18 protein-coding genes and 1 pseudogene (1 of these 19 running past the window's edge) are annotated in these 19,397 nt (G+C 38.8%); 10 read left to right on the forward strand and 9 right to left on the reverse strand.

Features of this window, described 5'->3' with window-relative positions; all coding sequences use genetic code 11:
- The 3 genes in view from QR40_RS00030 to QR40_RS00040 are tightly spaced (at most 47 nt apart) and all read right to left on the reverse strand, a layout consistent with a single transcriptional unit that may run on beyond the window.
- A protein-coding gene (locus QR40_RS00030; RefSeq protein WP_044292823.1) for a sensor histidine kinase crosses the window boundary here: on the reverse strand, positions 1 to 1,236 show its 5' portion. 264 nt of this gene lie to the left of the window's left edge; 1,236 of the gene's 1,500 nt are visible here — the first part of the coding sequence; its start codon is at positions 1,234 to 1,236; its stop codon lies off the left edge, out of view.
- On the reverse strand, positions 1,237 to 1,914 hold the full coding sequence (locus QR40_RS00035; protein ID WP_027294797.1) for a response regulator transcription factor: 678 nt from the start codon (positions 1,912 to 1,914) through the stop codon (positions 1,237 to 1,239). It lies immediately after the preceding gene.
- Between the two features lie 47 nt (positions 1,915 to 1,961).
- Entirely contained in the window at positions 1,962 to 2,636 is a 675-nt protein-coding gene (locus QR40_RS00040) for a GTP pyrophosphokinase (protein WP_044290089.1), read from the reverse strand.
- Positions 2,637 to 2,879: 243 nt separating this feature from the next.
- On the opposite strand from QR40_RS00040, the gene QR40_RS00045 reads away from it, so the two are divergent.
- On the forward strand, positions 2,880 to 3,593 hold the full coding sequence (locus QR40_RS00045) for a hypothetical protein (RefSeq protein WP_044292824.1): 714 nt from the start codon (positions 2,880 to 2,882) through the stop codon (positions 3,591 to 3,593).
- Between the two features lie 12 nt (positions 3,594 to 3,605).
- On the opposite strand, the gene QR40_RS00050 is transcribed toward QR40_RS00045, so the two are convergent.
- Positions 3,606 to 4,169, reverse strand: a complete 564-nt coding sequence (locus QR40_RS00050; RefSeq protein WP_052430628.1) for a VanZ family protein — start codon at positions 4,167 to 4,169, stop codon at positions 3,606 to 3,608.
- A gap of 275 nt (positions 4,170 to 4,444) precedes the next feature.
- On the opposite strand from QR40_RS00050, the gene QR40_RS00055 reads away from it, so the two are divergent.
- The 3 genes from QR40_RS00055 to QR40_RS00065 all read left to right on the forward strand — a co-directional run bounded on the left by QR40_RS00055 (position 4,445) and on the right by QR40_RS00065 (position 7,366).
- The gene (locus tag QR40_RS00055; RefSeq protein WP_052430629.1) at positions 4,445 to 5,449 is read left to right on the forward strand and encodes an LCP family protein; all 1,005 of its coding nucleotides are present in this window, start codon (positions 4,445 to 4,447) and stop codon (positions 5,447 to 5,449) included.
- A 90-nt stretch (positions 5,450 to 5,539) separates the two neighbouring features.
- Entirely contained in the window at positions 5,540 to 5,980 is a 441-nt protein-coding gene (locus QR40_RS00060) for a hypothetical protein (RefSeq protein ID WP_044292826.1), read from the forward strand.
- A gap of 201 nt (positions 5,981 to 6,181) precedes the next feature.
- A complete protein-coding gene (locus QR40_RS00065) occupies positions 6,182 to 7,366 on the forward strand; it encodes a MerR family transcriptional regulator (RefSeq protein WP_044292828.1) in 1,185 nt (394 codons plus the stop codon).
- 340 nt (positions 7,367 to 7,706) lie between these two features.
- Here the strand turns inward: QR40_RS00065 and QR40_RS32140 are convergent, their stop codons facing one another.
- Both QR40_RS32140 and QR40_RS32145 read right to left on the reverse strand, forming a co-directional pair.
- The gene (locus QR40_RS32140; protein WP_242858420.1) at positions 7,707 to 8,036 is read right to left on the reverse strand and encodes a hypothetical protein; all 330 of its coding nucleotides are present in this window, start codon (positions 8,034 to 8,036) and stop codon (positions 7,707 to 7,709) included.
- 711 nt (positions 8,037 to 8,747) lie between these two features.
- Positions 8,748 to 8,963, reverse strand: a complete 216-nt coding sequence (locus QR40_RS32145; RefSeq protein WP_242858421.1) for a helix-turn-helix domain-containing protein — start codon at positions 8,961 to 8,963, stop codon at positions 8,748 to 8,750.
- 240 nt (positions 8,964 to 9,203) lie between these two features.
- Between QR40_RS32145 and rfbA the strand changes: the two genes are divergently transcribed.
- Complete coding sequence (rfbA, locus tag QR40_RS00075) at positions 9,204 to 10,100, forward strand: glucose-1-phosphate thymidylyltransferase RfbA (RefSeq protein ID WP_044292829.1); 897 nt, start codon at positions 9,204 to 9,206, stop codon at positions 10,098 to 10,100.
- Between the two features lie 184 nt (positions 10,101 to 10,284).
- Here rfbA and QR40_RS33460 read toward each other — a convergent pair.
- Positions 10,285 to 11,647, reverse strand: a pseudogene (locus tag QR40_RS33460) (ISNCY family transposase).
- 166 nt (positions 11,648 to 11,813) lie between these two features.
- On the opposite strand from QR40_RS33460, the gene rfbB reads away from it, so the two are divergent.
- From rfbB to QR40_RS00095, 3 genes are all read left to right on the forward strand, one after another.
- Entirely contained in the window at positions 11,814 to 12,833 is a 1,020-nt protein-coding gene (rfbB, locus tag QR40_RS00085) for a dTDP-glucose 4,6-dehydratase (RefSeq protein ID WP_044292831.1), read from the forward strand.
- 164 nt (positions 12,834 to 12,997) lie between these two features.
- Positions 12,998 to 13,405, forward strand: a complete 408-nt coding sequence (gene tnpA / locus QR40_RS00090) for an IS66 family insertion sequence element accessory protein TnpA (RefSeq protein WP_044292833.1) — start codon at positions 12,998 to 13,000, stop codon at positions 13,403 to 13,405.
- 173 nt (positions 13,406 to 13,578) lie between these two features.
- Entirely contained in the window at positions 13,579 to 15,480 is a 1,902-nt protein-coding gene (locus tag QR40_RS00095; protein WP_160295749.1) for a tyrosine-type recombinase/integrase, read from the forward strand.
- Positions 15,481 to 15,575: 95 nt separating this feature from the next.
- Here the strand turns inward: QR40_RS00095 and QR40_RS00100 are convergent, their stop codons facing one another.
- Entirely contained in the window at positions 15,576 to 16,877 is a 1,302-nt protein-coding gene (locus QR40_RS00100) for an IS110 family RNA-guided transposase (RefSeq protein WP_027295830.1), read from the reverse strand.
- Positions 16,878 to 16,914: 37 nt separating this feature from the next.
- Complete coding sequence (locus QR40_RS31245) at positions 16,915 to 17,076, reverse strand: hypothetical protein (protein WP_160295750.1); 162 nt, start codon at positions 17,074 to 17,076, stop codon at positions 16,915 to 16,917.
- Between the two features lie 224 nt (positions 17,077 to 17,300).
- On the opposite strand from QR40_RS31245, the gene QR40_RS00105 reads away from it, so the two are divergent.
- The gene (locus QR40_RS00105) at positions 17,301 to 18,284 is read left to right on the forward strand and encodes a tyrosine-type recombinase/integrase (RefSeq protein ID WP_044292836.1); all 984 of its coding nucleotides are present in this window, start codon (positions 17,301 to 17,303) and stop codon (positions 18,282 to 18,284) included.
- On the forward strand, positions 18,277 to 19,299 hold the full coding sequence (locus QR40_RS00110; protein ID WP_044292837.1) for a tyrosine-type recombinase/integrase: 1,023 nt from the start codon (positions 18,277 to 18,279) through the stop codon (positions 19,297 to 19,299). The genes QR40_RS00105 and QR40_RS00110 overlap by 8 nt, the downstream gene beginning before the upstream one ends.
- Positions 19,300 to 19,397 lie beyond the last annotated feature (98 nt).

Consider the following 19,397-nt stretch of genomic DNA (forward strand, 5'->3'; position numbering starts at 1 on the left):
GCTGCAAATCTTAACTTCTACAATCATTTCATTTGCCACATGATTGAGTGCGTTGCTGACATAATTGGTGATCACTTCTTCTATTTTAAATTCATCTGCCCATGCATAGACAGACTGTTCCTGTTCGAAAATTATTTTTGCCCCTTTTTGCTGTCCCAGGATGCCGGCGGACTGTACGACACCACGTACCAGCGCTGTTAAATCAAATCGCTCCATAATGACTTTTTCCTGACCACACTCAAGCTGATTCAAAGTCAGAAGTTTTTTGACCATCTGATTCATCTTCGAGGCTTCATCCATGATAACCTCACAATAGAAGTCCCGGCTCTCTTCATCATCATTAATGCATTCTCTAAGTCCTTCCGCATATCCCTGAATCAGGGCAATCGGCGTTTTTAATTCATGAGACACATTCGATAAGAAATCTTTACGCATTTCATCTATTTGTATTTTTTGCTCGATATCTTTTTGCAGTTCATTATTAGCAGTCTTTAATTCTGAAATTGTTGTCTCCAGAGTTTTTGACATCTGGTTAAAATGTTCACCCAACTGACCGATTTCATTTTTGCCGCCGCTTTTGTATTTTACATTAAAATCCAGGCTTGCCATCCGTTTGGATAAATCGGTAAGTTCCAGAATCGGTGCTGTTATGTGATTCGACAACCACCAGATAATAATAATTGCCAGTAAAATGAAAACAATACTGATATACGTCAGAAATTCATTTGAAATTTTAACATTATCCCGGATACTATCCAGCGGAATTCGCATGATCACATAGTCATTGGAATCTAAAATGCCCCACATTTCCAGATATTCTGATTTTGATTTATCATCCCAGTTTTTCTGGACAAGAAAATTATCTTCCCGTCTCAATATACGGATATCTGAATTATCCGTTCCCATAACATATCCAAACACCCTGCCTACCATGTTTCTTACGTCCTGGCTGTCATTACTTGTATATAAAGGCAACAGATTTTGATTTAAGATAGCCATAATAATATTATTCTGGGCACAGTAACTATTTACATTTTCTAAAAATTCATTTGTGTAATAGTTGCTATTGATATCTTCTTTATTTATTTCCTGAAATACATTTACCAACACTTTCTCTTTCTTTACCACATAGTAACTTTCCAGGAAAAAGTTATTGATCAGCCAGTTTGCAATCAACATCAGTAATACCAGTCCGATAAAGATAAGCGCCATTTGTTTCCGAATTGAATGCTTCATCTATTCCACCTCGAACTTGTAGCCCATCCCCCAGATCGTTTTGATATAATCACCTTTTTCTCCCAATTTACTGCGGAGTTTTTTCACATGTGTATCAATCGTTCTGGCATCACCAAAGTAATCGTAGTTCCAAACGCTGTTCAGAATCTTCTCTCTGGAAAGTGCCAGTCCCTGGTTCTCCACAAAATAAGCCAACAGCTCAAATTCTTTATAGCTTAAATCTACCGGCTTTCCATCCACTTTTACAAGATGGGCCGCCTTATTAATCTCGATTGCACCTGCTATAATGATTTCATCCGGTGAAATAGAATTTGTTCTTCTAAGAATCGCTTCTACTCTTGCAACCAGAATCTTTGGACTAAAAGGTTTGGAAATATATTCGTCAACACCTAGCTCAAATCCAAGAAGCTCATCTCGTTCATCACTTTTTGCCGTTAACATAATAATGGGCACCTTTGAATAAGTACGGATTTCCCTGCACACCTGCCATCCATCCATTTTTGGCATCATTACATCCAGAATCACCAACGCTATATCTTTCACTTCAAAAAAAACGTCCAGAGCTTCCGCTCCGTTCTCCGCTTCTAATACGACAAAGTCTTTTTTTACAAGAAAATCTTTTACCAGCTTTCTCATTCTGCTTTCGTCATCTACAACTAAAACTTTTAATTTATCCATTATCTCCAACCTCCGAACCTGTATTCTGTATGAAGTATAACAACAAATTATGTCAGTTCTGTGAAAACCCCAATCCGTTCACGAATATTTTGCATTTTGCAATCGGTATCTGCAATAACCTCAGCACATTTCTTAAGTTCCAGACTGATGTCTTCGCTGTCTTTGATATCTTCTATATTCTTTTTATAACGAAGCTGGTGCTCCAGGCTTGCCCAGAAATCCATAGCGATGGTACGGATCTGTACCTCTACTCTCATGTTCTGTTTTGCCTTGGAAAAGAAGACCGGCACCTCCACGATCATATGCAGGCTTCGGTATCCATTTTCTTTGGGATTGCGGATGTAATCCTTTACTTCCAGAAGCTTCACATCATCCTGCCTTGCCAACATCTTAGCCACATCATAAATATCATCAATAAAATAGCAGATAACACGGATACCTGCTACGTCATTTAAATTATTCACGACCGAATCTATCGAAACTTCAAGCCCTCTGCTCTGGAGTTTGTTCGCAATACTAATGGGTTTTTTAATCCGGGATTTAATAAATTCAATGGGATTGCGATTATATCTTACAGACAACTCGTCATTTAACACTTCCAGTTTTGTTTTAATTTCACGTATTGCACAATTATACATCATCATCAATTCATCGAATTCTTTCGCCTGTCTGAACAACGGGCCTGCTGAATCCGGAATAATGCGTTTATTTATAAAACTCATTTCTTTTTCCAAAGTAATCTCCTCCTTTGTAATACCAAAACGCCAGCCCTGCATACTTTTGCAGCTGCAAGGGCGTCTCATAATACCTTCCTTATTCTAGCATAAGTGTTGCAGCCATACAAGGCAAAAGCAAAAGTTTATACTATTTTAACGTTTATTTTAAGGCTCTTTTGGCAATATTATGGTTATGTTGTCAAATATAAAGATACATACCAAACTATGAGAAAAAGAGGTGGCAGAGCAATGGAAAAATTTTCTTTGAAGTGTTTTCTTTTAATTGAGATATCTTTTTATTCTATGATATTTTTATCCGATTTTCTCGGATTATTTCCACATCTGCCCATTACTATGCTGAAATTCTGTACCGTACTGACCTGCCTCTTTTTCAGCATCTGGTATCAGCTGAGCTCAAAGTCTTCCAGCCACTATTTTATTTTTATTACTGCATCTTTATTTTTCTCATTATTTGCAGATTATTTTCTTATATTCACAAAATTTTATTTCCTGGGAATCTGTATGTTTCTGATTGTGCAGATCTGCTACTGTAAAATTATTCAGATGAACGTTTGGAATATGCTGTCATTTGGAATTGGCGGAAGCTTTTTGTTCTGCCTGATCTGCTGGCTGGTTTCGATTGATATTAACAGTACTGCTGCATTGGCGGCGGTTTACTTCTTCTGTCTTTTGTTTAATCTGGTAAATGCATGGAAGGGACAGATGGGACTGTTTGCTCTTGGGATCTGCCTGCTGCTGTTTTGCGATATACATGTGGGGATAGGAAATCTGACCTTATATGTAGAATTAAGCAGAGGGGGATGGCTGGACAGCTGGTACCGGATTGCCCCCAGTATGGTATGGGTGTTTTATATACCGGGGCAGGTTATGGTGACGTTGTCCGGGTGGATGAGGATGGACGGGCGATTGGTGCGGATTGGGGAAAAATTCCCTTCCTCATAATATATAGAACATTCACTCAGACTCATGAGAAACTTCAGTGAGCATCAAACGTACTTTTACAACACATAAATAGATCCAATAGCCAATCAAAGTTCCAAATACATTTGTAATTATATCATCTGTCTGGAAAAATCCCCGTTCAGATACAAACTGGAATATTTCTATAACCAAACTTGTAAAGAATCCAACGGCAAGGCATCTCCAGACCGTATGAATCCGTTTCCATAGTACAGGTACCAAGACTCCTAAAGGTATCATCATAATAATATTCTCAATAATATATGAAATTGCTCTTGGTGTATTTTGAAATGTAGCTCCGATCATTAAATCCGCTCTCGTACGTGATCCCGGTTCCCTGGAAAAATAAGCAATCTCCAGAACCAGATAACAATAAACAGAAAATATATAGATAACCGGTAATAGAGATGCTCTTATTTTCATCTGCGGATTATGTAATTTTTTAACAAACCATAGGATTGCGATATAAATAAGTACGATTCCAATCCCCAACAGGATACCTCTAAATCCGTATTCAATAATAAATTCTGTAAAATCTTCAATAATAAGTGCTTTCATAATGATAAACTTCCCTGCTAATGTTTTTATTTTTCAGATAAATCGAAATGACATGATTAAATTTTAATGATACCATACCATGTACAAATATTCTAATTGTTTTTATTAATATTTGCCATATTTATTCTTAAAGAATTTTCACTGAATGAGTTATGTTTTCTACCATTAAATTTTGTAAAATATACTCTCAGTCATTGTACTAAATCGCATAAATTCATTGACAAATTCTGCTAAACGAGATATCCTAAATCCAAATGAAAGGAGGTGTATTATTTATGTACAAAGAAAAAGGGTTTACTATATTTGAGAAATTAGCACTGATTTGTACCTGCATTCTTAGTATAACCTATATACTGTGCAGTACACAATTTGTACATGCTGCGGATGCAAAAAATCAAGGCGAAACAAAAAAAGCCGAATCCAAGATTACATATAACAAGGAAACTTATACTCTGAAATCTAATATTGAGACAACATTGTTCATGGGTATTGACAACGTAAACAATGAACAGGAAGATGGCACTGTTGATTCCTTGGGGGATAGCGGAATGGCTGACTGTCTGTTCTTAGTTGTATCGGACAAAGATACCGGCAAGAGCCAAATTATTGGAATCAACCGGGATACCATGACAGATGTGGATATGCTGGATATCTATGGTGAATATTTTCGAACCGCAAATCTTCAGATCGCACTTTCCCATGGATATGGGGATGGCAAGGAACAAAGCTGTCTGAATACAGTAAAAGCGGTGTCAAACTTATTTGGCGGCATCAAAATTGACCATTATGTTGCTATGAAAATGGCCGCTATTCCTACGATTAACGACGCTATCGGAGGGGTATCTGTAGAAGTACTGGAAGACCTTACCAGCCAGGATCCGGCTTTGGCAAAAGGAAAAACAGTTGAATTAAAAGGAAAACAATCTTTACAATACGTAAAATACCGCGATACTGACAAATTGGATTCCAATCAGTTGAGAATACAGCGCCAAAAACAATATATTACTGCATTTACGAAAAAGCTGGCGTCTGAAACATCGAAAGATCCATTTAGTATCCTTACTCTTTATAAACAGATTCAGAAATATGTAGTAACCGATTTAAACACTGCTCAAATGCAGACTTTATTTGACAAATTCGCAAAATCCGGTCTTGGAGATGAAAATTTCCATATGGTTCCCGGAAAGCTTACAGAGGGGAAATTTTATGCTGAATTCCATGCAGATGAAAAGGGACTGAAAGAACTGGTTCTGGATCTCTTCTATACAAAGCAAAAATAGAGTGCTCTCCTCAAATTGGTGGACAGTATACACTTACATTTCTGTAGGGGTATTCACAATATAATTTAACGCAAAATGGAGGTAACAAACATGAAAAACATAAAAAGAATTGGCTCTCTTGTATTGGCATTTGCATTAATGCTTTCCTTTACAATGTCAGCTTTCGCTGCTCCAAGTCCTACTGTTAACGTAAAAGCAAGTAAAGTTATGGTAAATGGTAAGAGCATCGATATCAGCAAATTGAAAATCACAAAAACAAAAGTAACCGTAGATCCTGCAACAGTTGATCCTTCCCTGAAGAATATGGCAATTGCTTATGCAGTTGACGTAAGCCTGGATGGAGTTGATTTTGATGAAGTTTCTATTACTTTTGCTATCCCAAGCATCCAGAAAGATGAAAACGTAAAAGTTCTTCATTTACAGAAAGATGATAAGTGGGAAGTACTTACACCGGATAGTGTGGAGGACCAGGAAGTAACTGTGACATTTAAATCTCTGTCACCGGTACTGTTTTTAGTAGATAAGAAATAATACAGAAATGTTTGTGAATATTGGGTATACTGTTGGGTTATGAGCCTGCTGCCTTTTTAGGCGGCAGGTTTTTTGATGTTTCAATGGTTTTCTTATGTCTTTACTTCTTTTAAAATGGTATAGCGGCAGGTTTCTATTGAAGTCACGGACTTTACTATATATAATAGTTTTATTATTTAATTATGAAAGGAATTAATGTGGATGAAAATACCAGGTTACTATTCTTCCGGTGAATTTGCCAGACTCTCCCATATTACGAAGAAAACACTGCGCTATTATGATGAACATCAGATTCTAAAGCCATCTTACGTCAATGATTCAGGTGCACGTTTCTATACATACGACGATTTTGCCAGATTACAACAGATACTCTTGCTCAAATATTTAGGATTTTCGCTGGATGATATCCGGGAAATGACAATTACGAATACAGATGAACATTTTATGGTTGATTCACTAAATCTTCAGCTGAAACTTGTGGAAGACCGCATTGAACAAATGCAATTAGTTGCACAAACAATACGGGATACATCCCAATCCCTGCAAGAACAAAAAACAGTGGATTGGTGCCATATGCTGGAACTGATTCATGTGATGGGCATGGAAAAGAGCTTAAAAAACCAATACCAAAATGCTTCTAACATAGCCGCAAGAATTAATCTTCATCATTTGTACTCTAAAAATACACAAGGCTGGTTTCCATGGATCTACGAACAATGTCACATAAAATCAGGAAACAATATTTTGGAATTGGGATGCGGTGATGGTACTCAATGGGCAGAAAACTTTTCTATTATACCGTCTCATATACATATCACACTTTCCGATATTTCTGAAGGAATGCTGCGTGATACCCGCCGAAGTATCGGTTCCGAAGATTCCCGTTTTGATTTTAACACTTTCGATTGTTGTCATATTCCATATAAAGATAACAGCTTTGATCTGGTTCTCGCCAACCATGTACTATTCTACTGTGAAGATATTGCTCAGGTATGCAGGGAAGTAAACCGTGTCTTAAAGGATGGGGGCACATTTATCTGCAGTACCTATGGAAGCCTGCACATGAATGAAGTGAGCCAGCTTGTATCTGATTTTGACGATCGTATTGTCCTTTCCGCCGATAAGCTGTATGAACGGTTCGGACGTGAAAATGGAAATGAGATATTATCTCCTTTCTTTTCTGAGGTTCTCTGGAAGTCATACGATGATTCCCTGCTTGTTCCGGATTCAGAAACGCTAATCTCCTATGTACTGTCCTGCCACGGAAATCAAAATCAGTATATTGTAGATCGTTTCAAAGATTTTCGTTCTTTTGTGAAGAAGAAGACAACTGGTGGTTTTTATATTACGAAGGATGCTGGAATTTTTATTTGTAGAAATAAATAAATTTTTAAAAAGGTAAAATTTCAAAGAATTCGTGATTTCTACAAACATTGATTTTGCAGTACTTAATTCGCTTCATTTCGGTTTACGAGTGACAAAAATAGAGTTACAAAAATAGAGTTACAATGACCTTACAGGAGCCTGTTTTCATGTGTGCAAGCATGGCAAACAGGCATCTGGGTAAATGTGCAGGACTAAATTCCACATGCCAAATTTTTGTAGGGGTAAATTCGGCAGTGTATTCCGTTTTGATTTTAATTCTATTTTTTAAGTAACGATGGTTTTAAATAGACTGGGTCACCAGGTATTTCCAGGAGACATAAAAGTCTGTGTAACCTGCTATTTAAAAGCATCTTAGACAGCCTAAATGGAGTGCAGCCGTTAGGCTGTCTCTGGCTTCACTGTTGATATGATTCATAAGTACGTAGGCATCTCTTTGCTTATAGTTATCCAGACTCTGACCTTTAGGAATCACATACCGGATGTATTCATGATTTTTCTCGATCCATCCTTTTTGCCAGGAAGAGTTTGGATTGCAGTAAAAGATTTTAGTGCAGATCTCACCATTTTTATCGCATTCCAATCGTTTTGGAAATTGAAATTCCACACCATTATCTGTCAATATTACAGGGAACAGTTCCTGGAATACCCTAAAACCGAGTTTTTCTGTCAAATAATTGAAAACTTTTATGACCTGGTCCTGTGATTTCTCTTGTAGTGCAAAAATAAGCATAAGAGAACAGTTTCGGAAAAAGATGGTAAGGAAAGCTTGCGTGCTATTATCCCGCCCGCCTTCTACGGTATCAAGTTCGACAACTGGAATATCGGGATTCTATTGAATGAATTTTTAAAAATCCTCGTAGGTTCGTCCCATACGGAATTCTTTTGCAGCCAGGCTGACCCTTGTACCAGTTTTTCTTGGCTTGCATTTGTAACGTACCTTGCGGCGTAAATCGATGTTCTTAGCAGTAAAAAAGCCCTGGTCTATATAATTGTAGATCGTCTTTCTGGAACAGGGAATTTCATGTCCGTGAAAAGCATAAATGTGTGCCAGCGACTGCCCTCGCGATAATAGCGGAGAGATAAGCTCATCAAGGAGTGCGATATCAACAGGAGCCTAATTAATTCCCTGTCTGCATGAAACAAGCAGATCTTGAGAGGATCCGTCCGCATTCTGCGCAATGTAGAAAGCTTTGTTCTTATTACAGGTACGCTGTCTTGCACAATGATTGCAAACATAAGGAGCTTTGCAAATAGATTCACATTGTGGTTCCAGATATTCCGGACAAAGGGCGGTGCATACAGGAATACGATCATTGTTATTATAGCAGTATTTGCAGACTTTTACGCAATTCGGTTTGTCGCAAAGAAAACGTAAGGAACATTACTTAAACCTGACACAGCGGAGAGGATGTCCTGTATCAACCTCTCGTTTTTGAAAGGTGCGATAACTCTTCACTTCCTTGGCAATTGTACTTGGATGCTTATCAAGTTTTCTGGCTATCGTTGCAAATGACAGATCATCATTTAGCCCCTTTTCGATATGAATTCTTTGGCTTATCGTTAGGTGCTTTTGATCATATGTTTTTTTCTTAGACATAAATAATTCTCCTTTGATAGAGAATCCACTTACCAAGAACATCATACCATGAAAAGTGTAACACTAAAATCATCAAACACAAATTTAAACGGTGAAACACGAATTTAATATTATATTTTAGATAATTTTTTAAAAAAGTACTTGAAGGTGCCCTAAGGGCACCTTTTATAATGAATTTATACTCGATGGAATTTCATTATGCTGAAGATAAAAATCTATTTTAAAAAGGAGAATTTAATTATGAAAGGTATTATACTTGCAGGCGGTTCCGGTACCCGCCTATATCCACTAACTATGGTTACGTCAAAACAATTATTACCTATTTACGACAAACCAATGATCTATTACCCTATGTCCGTTCTGATGAATGCAGGCATACGTGATATTCTTATTATTTCAACGCCTCAGGATACACCACGTTTCAAAGAGCTATTAGGAGATGGATATCAATTCGGGACAAATTTATCTTATGCCATACAGCCAAGTCCGGACGGATTGGCACAGGCATTTATAATTGGTGAGGAATTTATCGACAATGATACCGTTGCCATGGTACTAGGAGACAATATCTTCGCAGGTCACGGCCTAAAAAAACGGCTTAATGCTGCAGTGGTAAATTCAGAAACCGGCAAAGGCGCTACTGTCTTCGGATACTATGTGGATGATCCGGAACGATTTGGAATTGTGGAATTCAATTCTGAGGGGAAAGCCATTTCCATTGAAGAAAAGCCCGTGCAGCCAAAGAGCAATTATTGTGTAACCGGTCTGTATTTCTATGATAATAAGGTCGTAGAATATGCTAAAAACTTAAAGCCCAGTGCCCGGGGCGAACTGGAAATCACGGACCTAAACCGCATCTACTTAGAAAATAATAACCTAAACGTTGAATTATTGGGTCAAGGATTCACCTGGCTGGATACAGGTACACATGAAAGCCTTGTAGAAGCCACTAATTTTGTCAAAACCATAGAATCTCATCAGCACCGCAAGATTGCCTGCCTGGAAGAAATAGCTTACTTAAATGGCTGGATTACAAGAGATGACCTAGTAAAGGTATATGAATTTTTAAAGAAAAATCAATATGGCCAATATCTGAAAGATGTCTTAGACGGAAAATATATGGATATCCTTCACTAATCTTTATATAAAACTAAAATAGGAAATTAATAAATGATTTTATCAGTTCCTGTGGATAACTTTTCCCTATATAAGGAGAAAAAACAGGTCCGTATTCAGAATTGTTTCTGAACTGACATAAAACATCAGTTTTTGCGCGTACTTATACAAGCCGAAATAAGATTTATGACAATTGAATATTTTTTCAGGCAATTAAAGTTTTTAGACTTCGAATGTATTGTGCACAATCCATTGCATGCGCAACGATGACAGTCAGCTGGCTGGCAATGCCTGCCAGAAAAACATCGGCTTTGGTGGTGGTGTGATTTCGAGTTTTTCTTCCAGCGATGCACATATTGATTTTGAAATGATTGACGTTCTACGATAGTACGTATTTTGTAAGTGTCATGCCATTTTTTCGTACCGCGTTGAATACCCGGTAACATGCGTAAATCCATGTTTTTATAAGTATAAGTTGTTATGCCATGTGAAGCGATGCTGCATGGATTTTCACAATCGTTGACCCAGCCTTTATGGTAATGCATTTTTGGACAGATCCATTTGATACGGTCTGCACGTTACTTTTCTTTGGTGACACCACAGCATTTCATTGCCAGTGAGGAATCATTGGGGCAGGCAAGATATCCGTATTCGTTGTAACCAACTTTCTTCAATGTGCTTTCGTTCCTTGGATTGTAATGGATCAGCGCTTTGGAAAAATAAAAGTCATGGAATAAAGTTCCATAGAGTTCAGCAGAGTCAAAAGCAGAATCGCCAAGAAATGTATCCGGGTGAAAAGCGGGATGAAGAGAAAAGAAATCCTGTAAAACAGGAACAAGAGCAGAGGCATCGCCTACAGACTTATCTTCATCTGGCGAATCCGTTTTCTTTTCAACCATAAGGTCAGGATGAGCAGATTTAAAATCATCGTAATCAATAAAGGAAATGTGTCGGACAATACCTAATCCATTGGTAAGAATGGCGAATTTGTCGGCATAACAGAAGTGACCATTGATATACATCTGCTTGGCATCCGAACAGGAAGCCGCCTGTGAAGGCATAAGACAATAAGCCATCTTATAAGGATCAACCGAAGGTTTGTCCTTAAAGAAAGTCTTCAGCTTTTTAATGAAAGCATTCAGTGTTTTCGGATTGTTTCTGTAACATAAAGCTCGATGCCGTATGTATCAAAAGTAAGCATCTGAGCCAATGTGGAATCAATCACTTGACAGATGGGTTTTGTATAATCAACCATCTATTGAAACATCAGCTCAATATAAGGTTCAAAGTCATGTTTGAAACGAGACATCAGAGTAGCGTTAGGGATCTTGGAAAATCATGAAAAAAATCTTTTGAATAATAAAAGCAGAAAGAAAACCGTGAAGCGAATAGATCCGTGTCCGCCCAATCGACAGATAAAAAACAGATTGGAATTCTGGAGGGATGAATTCATCAAGATTCATATACCCTGCAAGCAGAGTAAAGAATGATGTTGAATCATCGATGAGTTTGTTTTGACAGTCTGAAAAAATATCACTTAAAGAAATCTGATGGTATTTAGTAGTCATAAATTTTCTTCTCCTTTGGTTGTGAGATGTATTGGTGTCGTTACCTATATTTTACCACCATTGGATAGAAAATTTATATAAATCGAGTAACTAAACCCAGTAACATCAATGGGTTACGGTGTTTATCAAACACCTATAAAACTAAAATCAAAGGAGAATAAAAACTATGAATATTATCGTAACTGGCGGAGCAGGATTCATTGGCTCTAACTTCGTATTCCACATGTTAAATAAATACCCTGACTATCGTATATTTTGCATAGATTGTCTGACTTATGCTGGTAATCTCTCAACATTGGCACCAGTCATGGATCATCCCAACTTTGACTTCATCAAGATAAGCATCACTGACCGTGAAGCAGTTTACGGATTATTTGAAAAAGAGCATCCCGATATGGTTGTAAACTTTGCTGCTGAAAGCCATGTAGACCGTTCTATAGAAAATCCGGAAGTTTTCTTAGATACCAATATCAAAGGAACGGCAATCCTTATGGATGCCTGCCGCAAATATGGAATACAGAGATATCACCAGGTATCTACCGATGAAGTATATGGCGACCTTCCACTAGACCGTCCCGACTTATTCTTTACGGAAGAAACACCGATACATACCAGCAGTCCTTACAGTTCCTCAAAAGCAAGTGCAGATTTATTAGTTCTCGCTTATCACCGAACTTATGGGCTACCGGTTACAATTAGCAGATGTTCCAACAACTATGGGCCTTATCATTTTCCAGAGAAATTAATACCTCTGATGATCGCCAATGCATTAAACGATAAGCCACTGCCGGTATACGGGGAAGGCTTGAATGTTCGTGACTGGCTATATGTAGAAGACCATTGCAAAGCAATAGATTTAATCATTCACAACGGACGTGTAGGCGAAGTCTATAATGTAGGCGGTCATAACGAAATGAAGAATATCGATATTGTTAAAATTATTTGTAAATCACTGGATAAACCGGAAAGTCTGATTACCTATGTCAAAGACCGTAAGGGCCATGATATGCGCTATGCTATCGATCCTACCAAAATTCACAATGAATTAGGATGGCTGCCGGAAACAAAATTTGAAGACGGAATTAAAAAAACGATACAATGGTATCTGGATAATAAAACATGGTGGGAAACCATTATTTCTGGGGAATATCAAAATTATTATGAAAAGATGTATGTAGACCGCTAGAGTGTGTTTGAAATGTAAGCGCAAAATAATTCCACGGATTGTTTTGTCCTAAAACCCAGTCCATAATTATAGTTAGAGAATGCAAGCATTTTACTTCATTTTTCTATTGATAGAAATGATAGATGCGAGCATTTTACTCTACTTACATTTATGGAGGATTGCTCATGAGAAGTACCAGAATACCAGCACACGAACAATATCTCTTAATTATGGAATGCCGCAGCAGTGGTCTCACTGATCACCAATGGTGTGTGGAACATGATATTAAACCAGGGACATTTTACAACTGGGTGAAAAGACTTCGCCAAAAAGGCTGCTCTGATCTTCCACCAGCTACCGGACGCAGCTGTAACGCTCCTGAAAAACAGGAAGTAGTAAAAGTCGATTTTAAAAATCAAGCTTCATGTAGCCAGAATGATCTTATGCTTGATACTTCATGCACCCGCGTATCAGTTCCAGATATACCATCCATAAATCTTTCGATAGGCAGATGCACTTTATCCATCCCCAATGGAACCGATCCGCTTCTTCTCGCACAGGTATTCAACGTACTGAAGGAGTTTGAATGCTAGGGGATATCACAGCTGCCGATGAAATCTTTATTGTTACCGGCTTATCCTCACGATATTTTTATCCTCATCTTTTCTGAGTAAGCATGAATTTTCAGCTGTTTTCAGAAAAATGTGAGGATAAAAATTTCATATGCGATAATGAAATCACAATAAAGCCGAAAGGATGTGATTTCATGAATTACAATGAAACAGTAGACAAGGTAATGGTACTGTTGAAAGAAAAGGAGGTGTGTTCCAGCAGCCGAAAGTCACATAGAGATTGTTATGAATCCCTTGGACTTTTTATTACTCAAAGGAACGAGGGGTATTCAGATGCGATCCGTGAAAGGTGGCTTGCTGATATCAAAAACGAATTGCCACGTCAAAGGTGTGCTATATGGGTACAGTATGCATACCAGTTAGAGGAAATGGACTCCACTGGAACCATTTCTGACCGCAGGCTTTATCTTAACCAGTCTTACTACAACAAACTGCCTGCACTATGGAAGAAAGATCTTGATGTGTATCTTAATGATTGCAGCAGTCGCTATACAGACCGGACATTAGAATTAACCCGTGTTTACTGTTCAGAGGGATTACTTTTTCTGGATGACATAGGGGTGCATGACATTACTGAAGTCACCTATGAGGCAGTCATAAAACTGATAGAAACAAAAATGTACTGTTCTGACGATACAAAAGCAGTGATACTGAATAACGCTGCACGTATAATCAGGTTTTATGGTAAAAAAGGACTTTGCCCTATGAACTGCAGCTTTATTTTTAACAGTCAGATATATCCCCATATCGGTTCGGTAGCCAAGTTTTCAGCTGAAAACAGGATGGCTCTGGATAAGATAACTAATGTAATTATGTCGGCGGATGAATTCTGCAAGTCAGTCATACCCTTTGTGGAACTTTTAAAAACTCATGGATATGTTGGTACAACCCTGAAACTTGCCACACACGCCCTGACTGCATTGTACCTGTTCCTGGATATGCATTCTTTCGGATTCCACCAGGATATCATGTGGATCTGGTTTGCTGAAATCAGTAGAGCAATGGGAGCTTCATGGCTCCACTGGCGGAGAGTTCTGAAATTTTACGAAGATTATACCGTGTCGGGTGATATACATCCAGATGGAAAGTACAAATATAATCCAGTGATGTTTGATGAACTTCCGTCATGGTGCAAGGAGGCAATATCAGGACTTCTTGACCAGAAAAGGTGTGAATTTCGAGATGTCGGTACAATAAAAAGTTACCGTTGCTCTTGTACACGTTTCTGCAGATTTCTACTTGACCATGGTTATGAAAGTTTCAATCAACTCTCAGTAGCAGTTATCAAAGATTTTTCAAGAAATGATGAACACGCAACTTTTAAGGGACGTTCTGGCCGCTTTGTGAGCATAAGGGCATTCCTGCGTTATCTTGATGAAAAAGGATATACAGATGACCATGGTTTGGATATATGCCTGGTGTCAGGGACTGCTCCACAGGATAAGATCATTGATATTCTGTCTGACGAGCAGTTACAGAGAATCCATGCATTTCGAACAGAACATAATAAATCTATAGAGCTTCGTGATATTGCCATAGTGTTACTCGGACTGAGGCTTGGATTAAGGGCATATGATGTCCTGGCACTCCGCTTTCAGGATATCGACTGGCAAAATCGTCAGATTTCAATTGTCATGAAGAAAACAAAAACGCAGATTACACTTCCGATGCCTGTTGAAGTGGGAAATGCTATGTATTCATATATAAGATCTGGTCGCCCAAAGGCCAGTCCTGAATATATTTTTGTCAGATCAAAAGCTCCATACGGAAAACTTACAGGCAGGGTATGCACAAATGCACTTTATCGCATTCTTCCAGAGAGAAAAGAGGTAAAAGGCGGTGGCTTTCATGTAACTCGCAGAACTTTTGCTACAAATCTTTTACGTAACCATGCAGGAATTGATGATGTCATGGATGCTCTTGGACATCGTGATTCTACAAGTGTCATGAAATATCTGCTTCTGGATGATGAAAGAAGCAGAAAATGTGGATTATCTCTGGACAGTGCCGGGCTCCTCATGGAAGCATTCTGGTGATATGTCAAGACTAAAATGAAAAAGATTTTGATATGTTTTTCTGAAAAAAGGGTGCACTTAATAAACATTCGAAAAAATGAAGTCAGTTTCGAATATCAGTTCGATTCAATATTATATTCGGCGTCCAATTGTTCGCCGGTGTACAGTTGGTTTTTGACCAGCAAACCAAAAACGAGTCGTACAAATTTACGAGATGTAAGCGCGAGTGCTCTCTTGTGCTGATGTTTGGTTACTTCAGCATATTTTTTAGCATAGTATTCACCATATTCCGGTATGTGTCGCCTGACGCTGTTTGCAGCTTCACCCAGATAGTAACGCAGATAGGCGTTACCAGCTCTGGTAATCGGATTGTCTTCTGATGAGAAATCTCCAGAATCGCTTTTTCGCCATGTCAGGCCTGCATACTTGGCAAGTGCATCTGATGAGTGAAACACATTAATATCGCCGATTTCAGACAGCATACCAGCAGCCCATACAGGCCCTATTCCTGGAATGGATTTCAGGATAGTAAATGCATTTGGATTCATGCCATTCATACTTTTTTCGATTGCCTGATCTACCAGTTTCATTTCTTTTTGATAGGTATGGATACAGTTAAATGAACTTGCTAAAGAAACATTTAGCGGCTCATACATGCATTTGTCCAGTCGATAAGAATCTCTTGCAGCTTTTTTTAGAAGTTCAGAGGTCTTTGATAGATCAGCGATGCGGTTTCTGCTTTTCAGGGAAAGGAATTGCAGAAGTACTTCTTCGGAAGAATCGATAATCTCCTGTGGAGACAGGTATTCTGTTAAAACAGCAGAAGAAGTAGCACCATACAGGTTACTAAAGGGCTGCGAATCATCATCCAGAAGCTGAAGTTCACTGAATTTCAAGTAAAGATTTGATACCATATAGGTTTTCTCTCTTGTAATGCACTCAGCAAGATGGAGGTGGTGTCTGGTCAGACGTTTTAGAGCCAGAAACTGGCTGCCACGCCATGGCTGACATTTTTTAATACGTCCGCATCGTGCAAAATCAGCGATGAGATACGCATCAAGCGGATCTGTCTTGTCCATGCCAATATAAGATTTACGGTAGTTTGCAGTCATCTTTGGATTGACACAAAACACGTAAGGGCGATAGGGCATGAGCGTTTCACAGGTAGACAGAAAATTGGCGATGTGAACGCTGTAAACGGAGGTGGCTTCCAGTGTAGCCACAACCGTATTGAGGTTTTTATGATGTGCCATACAGTCAGCTATCATGGCGGCAAGTTCTTCCGCCCCGGGCTGGTTGTTCTGAAAGGATGAAGAAATGTATTTGTTTTCATCGAAGTCGATGGCACATACAACGTTGGATTTGGAACTTACATCAATACCAACAAACAAAGTGGACATATAGTTGATCTTTATCATGTAATCACGCTCCTTTCCGATCCAGATTATTGGAGCCTTAAGCAAAAGGTTTATCCTGTGCTACATATGGTGACCGCAGCCTCGCGTTATGAGCATTCATCCAGTCAGCATTTTTTGCTGGTGCTCCGGCTGGAGATGCAGCTTCTGTGTAAGCGGAATGTGCCATGTGTGCCAGGCTGCATGCTTTTGAAGCAGTCACGGACAAAGCCGGCTGAAAGGAGACGAAGCAGTGCCTTCGGACATCAGACTCTGCTGATATCATACCACAGGATTAACCATATGAAAAAGTAACTATTGACTGTATAGATGGGAATAGGATGAGGGGAATCCTCAGAGATGTCCTTACCTCTATACCATAAAAAAGAATAAGTCTGTAAGCTGTGTTTTTCTTGCTTACAAACTTATTATACGAGGAGGTCTGACATGAAAATCAGTGGATATCAGTTCCAAAGTTGTTTTGCACCATACATTGAACAGTTTATACAGGAAAAACGAGCTGCCGGTTTTCTCTATGAAAGCGAAGAATGGAAACTCAAACACTTTGACGCATTCTGTGCAGAGGAATCAGTTACAGAGCCGTTCCTGAAGAGAGAGATTGTAAAGAAATGGGGCACTTTACGTAATGGTGAAGCCCTTGCCACTTGCTCAGCCAGAACATCCGTAATACGGCAGTTTGCATTGTTCCTGGCTTCTATGGACATAGAAGCTTACATACCATCTAAATTTTGCAAAGTAGAGAAAAAAGTGGTGCATATCCTGTCAGATGCTGAAATAAAAGCATTTTTCGAAGAAGCTGACAGTTATACTCCTGCTATCAAAGTAGCTGGATTTTATAGACTGGCTGCTGAGTATAAAGTAATTTTCCGGCTTATCTATTGTTGCGGATTGCGCATTTCAGAAGCAAGGAAACTGCTTTGGAAGGATGTGGATTTTAAGCAGGGAGCAGTTCGCATTCTGCAGTCTAAAGGTCACAAGGATCGCTTGGTATATATGGCTGAAGACCTTACTGAACTGTTACGGACATATGAAAAAGACCTGCATGATAAATACAGCTGCCTGTCAGAATGGGTTTTCCCAGCAAGAGAGACAGACAGATGTCTGAGTAATGTCACAATCGATTATAAGTTCCGCGAATTCTGGGCTTTGACACCGTATGCAGAATGCTGCGACAAAACTCCGACTGTACACTGCTTCAGGCATACTTTTGTAGTGAAAAGAATGAACCTATGGATGGAAGAAGGTCTTTCATTAAAGGAGATGCTTCCATTCCTTAGCAGATATTTGGGACATCAAAGTCCAGATGGAACTTTTTATTACTACCATCAGGTTAATGAAGCGTTCCGTATCATCAGATACAAAGATAAAACTGGACAGCTTGTGATTCCGGAGGTGAACGATTATGAGTAGACCAAGAAGCCAGAAAAAACTATTTTTTTCAATGACTCTCGAATTCCTTGAACATTACCTGCCTGAGCAGGCGCTTAAAAGTCGAAACACTGTAGAAACTTATCGGGATGCACTGACCGTTTTCAGACGATATGTCACAGATGCTCTACATCTGTCGATACGATCATTCGGATTCGAAGATTGTACACATGATCTTTTGTTGTCCTACATAGAGTTTTTGAATAAAAAGGGGAATGCCGAAACCACCTGCAATAATAGATTGGCAGCGATTAGGGCATACCTTTGGTATGTTGCGGATGGTGATATTTCTTTACAGTCAGTGGCGCTGACGGCTTCACACGTTCCGTTTCTCAGAGTGCCAAAACTGACAAGAGAAATGATATCAGAGGATGATCTTAAAGCGTTGCTATCAGCCCCTCCGGACACAAAGAACGGTCAGAGGGATCAGATGATTCTTATTTTACTTTATGATTCTGCCATCCGGGTTTCTGAGTTATTATCACTTGATGTTTCTTCTGTGAATCTGTATGCTGATATACCATATCTTAGAATTTATGGAAAAGGTGATAAAGAAAGAGTTGTTGCTATCACAGAATCAACTGCTAGCCACATAAAGAAGTATTTAAAGGCTTATCATCCAAAGAAGGATCCTGACTTACCATTAATATATACAATCATAAAAGGGCGGAAAGATAGAATGTCTGTAGGAAATGTAGAACGTATCATTAAAAAATATGCATCAAAGATACGACCTGAACATCCCCATTTTCCAGAACGGTGCTACCCGCATATGGTTCGCCGAACCCGTGCAACAAACCTGTATCAGGATGGAATTGAACTGGAGCTTATCTCCAGAATACTTGGACATTCCTCAACGGAGACAACTCGTATTTATGCAGTTCCTTCAATGGAAATGATGCGCAAAGCCATGGAATCCGGAAATATGTCAACAGATGAGAAGCCGTTGTGGCCTGATGATGAAGCGGAAATGGCTCGAATCTGTGGATTAAGATGAAAACGTTATCCTCATCTTTTTGAATCTCTGGCAAAGAACGATGGCTTTTATCAGAAAAGATGAGGATAAAAATATCGTGAGGATAAGCCCGTTTATCT

This window comes from Robinsoniella peoriensis (assembly GCF_000797495.1).
In the GTDB taxonomy this organism is placed as follows: domain Bacteria; phylum Bacillota; class Clostridia; order Lachnospirales; family Lachnospiraceae; genus Robinsoniella; species Robinsoniella peoriensis.